Genomic DNA, 3,118 nt, shown 5'->3' on the forward strand with positions numbered 1-3,118 from the left:
CCCCAGAGCCGAACGCCCCGCCGTACTCCGCAACCGGACGCGATCTCGCGCGCGCCCGAGGCCGAACCCGCGATGCCCCGGCCGCTCCATCACCACCGGCCGAGGAGGACACAGACACCCCAGCCGCGCCGCCGTACCCCGAAGCCGTACGAGCCGCGCCCTGAGCCGGGGACCGCCGCCCCGCGCCATCTGGGAAGGAGGTGGACATTCCAGGCACGTCGCCAGACCCCATTAACGGATGCGACTTCCGAGCACCGGCCGTACGCGCTCCACCCTGAGCCGAAGATCGCCCGTCACGGCTACTCGACCGCCCCGTACCACCCGAAGAGGAGACCGGCATCCCAGACGGGCCGCCGATCCCCGTGGCCGGGGGTGACCTCCGGCGACCGGTGGCAGGTGCTGCCTCCCGTGCCGGAGGCTGCCTCCGGGGGACTTTCGCCGTCTCGTCGCCCACGCCTACGGACCGGGACCTCGCGCCGGAGCCTCGCCGCCCGGCCGCCCCTTGCCCGTCCGGCCCGGGCGCGGCCCGGACGTCGGGCGTTCGCCACGCCGTGGCCGCCGCCTGGCGGCGGCGTTCGGCGGAACGGCGGGCCGCGGCACGGCGCAGGGACTCGCGGCGTGCGAGGGTGGACCATGGGATCGCGGCTGGTGTTGTTGTGGTCGTCGTGGTTGTCGTCGCCCGCATGATGACCTCCCACCCACGGGCCGGCCGGTCGAAACGGCCGGTATAAGATCGCCAAATCGAACACGGTGTCGATCGAACTCCCGTACGATGTTGTACACCACGCGACCGATAATTTCGAGGAGCAAGTCGAACAATTGTTTGATGATGATCTTCACTCAAGATACGGTTGCAGTGTGCGACATGAAGACCACGGTCCGGAAGGAAGCCACGTGAGCCCGGCGAGCCGGTCCAGTAGGCGAGGAGGCAGATCATGAGTGGGCGTGATGAAGGGGCGGCGAGCGACCTCGCGGTGCGCAGGCGAGACTCGCTGGGCCTCACCCCCAGACAGCGCAAGATCCTCGAGGTGATCCGAGACTCGGTGCAGCAGCGGGGATATCCGCCCTCCATGCGCGAGATCGGCGAGGCGGTGCAGCTCACCAGCACGTCGAGCGTCTCCCACCAGCTCACCGCGCTCCAGCGCAAGGGCTACCTACGCCGCGACCCGCATCGGCCGAGAGCGCTTGAGGTGCGCCTCCCCGGCGAGCCGGTCCTTTGGGTCGACCCCGACGCCGCGACGGAGGAGACCGCGGTCAACCGTCCGACGGCCGCCTTCGTGCCGCTGGTCGGCCGCATCGCGGCCGGTGGCCCGATTCTGGCAGAGGAGAGCGTCGAAGACGTCTTCGCGCTGCCCAAGCAGCTCGTCGGCGAGGGCACGCTGTTCCTCCTCCAGGTGACCGGCGACTCGATGATCGACGCCGCCATCGCCGACGGCGACTGGGTCGTGGTCCGCCAGCAGCCGGTGGCCGACAACGGCGACATCGTGGCGGCCATGATCGAGGGCGAGGCCACGGTCAAGACCTTCAAGCGCAAGGACGGCCACGTGTGGCTCGTGCCGCACAACGCCAACTACGAGCCCATCCCCGGTGACGAGGCAAGCGTCCTCGGCAAGGTCGTCGCCGTTCTCCGCAAGCTCTGAGCCATCCCCGCCGAGCAGGCCGCCACCCCCCCTCCAGGGCCGTGGCGGCCATCGTCGCCGCATTCCCCCGCACCCCGCCGGGCCGCACCCCCGGCACGGTCTTACTCCGACGACCAGAGTCGCCCTGCCGCAGCGGCCCTGCCAGAGCCGAGAACCGCCGTACCACAATCACGCCACGGCACCCATGCTCACGCACCCACAATCCGGCCTGCACAAGATCAGCGCTCCCCAAGGTCCCCAACGACGTCAACGGGGCATCCCTTACGAAGATCAGGGAGAGCCGGCCCCGGGTCGGCCAGTCCTCACAGAAGGGCGTGCCCACCCGCACAGTGGCAGCGGTGGAAGGTGTAGCACGTCCGCACAGGCCCCAGCTCTGAACCACTGCCGCTCAGGCGCAGTCGAGGTCAGGAAGGGACCAGACCCGGCGGGGTGCGCGGTGAGTGAGATCGCCTTTGTGCAGGACCCCGGCTCTCACTCCGGGCTCCGGCCCGCAAGATCGCACCCTATGGGCGGCGTGACTTCAGAGCAGGGTGCCGATCACCACTGTCGCGTTCCAGTCGGTGGAGTGGGCGACGGTGGTGGTGAGGCCGCCGGTGGTCATGGCCGTTGTGGCGGGGGTGGTCTGGCGTTCGCTGGTTTCGATCAGTAGGTGGCCGCCCGGGGACAGCCAGGTCGCGGCTGTCGTTGTCACTCGGCGTAGGACGTCGAGGCCGTCCGGGCCGCCGTCGAGGGCGATGCGGGGCTCGTGGTGGCGGGCCTCGGGTGGGAGGAATCCGACCTCGTCGCTCGGGACATACGGGACGTTGGCCACCAGAACGTCGACCCGCCCCCGCAGCCGTGATGGCAGTGGGTCGAAGAGGTCGCCTTCGTAGACCTGTCCGCCCACCGGGGCGCAGTTGCGGCGGGCGCAGCGGACCGCCGCGGGGTCGAGGTCGGTGGCGTGCAGTTCGGCGGCGGGGATGGCGGTGGTCAGGGCCACGCCCACGGCGCCTGAGCCGCAGCACAGGTCGAGCACGAGGGCATCCGGCGGGGCGAGGGCGGCGGCCCGCCGTACCAGGAACTCGGTACGGCGGCGCGGCACGAACACCCCCGGATCGACGGCGACCCGCAGGTCACAGAACTCCGCCCAGCCGAGAACGTGTTCCAGCGGCAGGCCCTGGACCCGCCGGTCCACCAACGCGGAGAGGTCGGCCTCAGAGGAGGCGGCGGCGATCAGTAGATCGGCCTCGTCTTCGGCGAAGACGCACCCGGCGGCGCGCAGCCTGGCAATGACGACGGACCGCAGAAACAGCAACGGAGAGGGAGGAATCCACACAAGAGCGCCTTTCGGATTGCCGACGGGCGCTCTCCCGGCCCCCTACGAGGGGCGAGCCGAACGGCGGCGAGGCGAGAGCACCCGGCCTGATCTGGCGGTAATGGGTCTCACCTCCTCGACGCGCTGAGACCGCCACACTATCCGAGCCGCTCCCCGCCCGGCA

Annotated in this window: 2 protein-coding genes; one reads left to right on the plus strand and one right to left on the minus strand. The window is 70.5% G+C overall.

The genetic code is table 11. The features are described from left to right. Positions 1–935 precede the first annotated feature (935 nt). The gene (lexA, locus tag C1I98_RS37100; RefSeq protein WP_111171940.1) at positions 936–1,640 is read left to right on the plus strand and encodes a transcriptional repressor LexA; all 705 of its coding nucleotides are present in this window, start codon (positions 936–938) and stop codon (positions 1,638–1,640) included. A gap of 520 nt (positions 1,641–2,160) precedes the next feature. Here the strand turns inward: lexA and C1I98_RS37105 are convergent. Continuing rightward, complete coding sequence (locus tag C1I98_RS37105; protein WP_233508512.1) at positions 2,161–2,934, minus strand: putative protein N(5)-glutamine methyltransferase; 774 nt, start codon at positions 2,932–2,934, stop codon at positions 2,161–2,163. Positions 2,935–3,118: the final 184 nt, after the last annotated feature.

Origin of the sequence: Spongiactinospora gelatinilytica (genome assembly GCF_003236385.1) — a bacterium.
Lineage (GTDB): Bacteria > Actinomycetota > Actinomycetes > Streptosporangiales > Streptosporangiaceae > Spongiactinospora > Spongiactinospora gelatinilytica.

Coding starts and splice junctions, on each gene's coding strand:
- lexA (WP_111171940.1), top strand. CDS start 936: ATGAGTGGGCGTGATGAAGGGGCGGCGAGCGACCTCGCGGTGCGCAGG.